At 53.8% G+C, this 487-nt stretch carries 1 protein-coding gene; it reads left to right on the plus strand.

What is annotated here, in order from left to right:
• Window positions 1–487, plus strand: a 487-nt coding sequence (locus tag HMPREF2875_RS03690) for an ATP-binding protein (RefSeq protein ID WP_070670415.1), incomplete at both ends; no start/stop codon positions are given.

Consider the following 487-nt stretch of genomic DNA (forward strand, 5'->3'; position numbering starts at 1 on the left):
GTGCTCTACGCACTCGATAAAGAAGTCGCGGCCAAGCGTGAACGGCGAGTCAACAAATTACTCAAAGCATCCCGATCGCCAAATCTCGATGCATGTATCGAAGACATCACCTACGCGCCCAGCCGCAACCTCAACAAAGAGCAAATCACCAGACTCGCTCACTGCCAATGGTGTCAAAAAGCGCAAAGCATTGTCATCCTCGGCAAATCATCCGTCGGCAAAACCTACCTGGCCCAAGCACTGCTTACCGCCGCGTGCAGAAACGACTACTCCGCCCGTTTCTTCCGCACAGACACACTAGCCAACCAGCTAATGGTGCTACGCCATAATGACACAGCACGCATGGAGTTTCTTCAAGACCTGCACCTGGCAGACGTCCTCGTTCTTGACGACTTCCTAACAACCCCGATTGATGCTGCCACAGCACACCAGCTGCTCAATATTCTTGCCGAACGCGAACACCGGGGATCAACGATCGTGACCTCCC

Origin of the sequence: Corynebacterium sp. HMSC078H07 (assembly GCF_001812805.1) — a bacterium.
Classification (GTDB): Bacteria; Actinomycetota; Actinomycetes; order Mycobacteriales; family Mycobacteriaceae; genus Corynebacterium.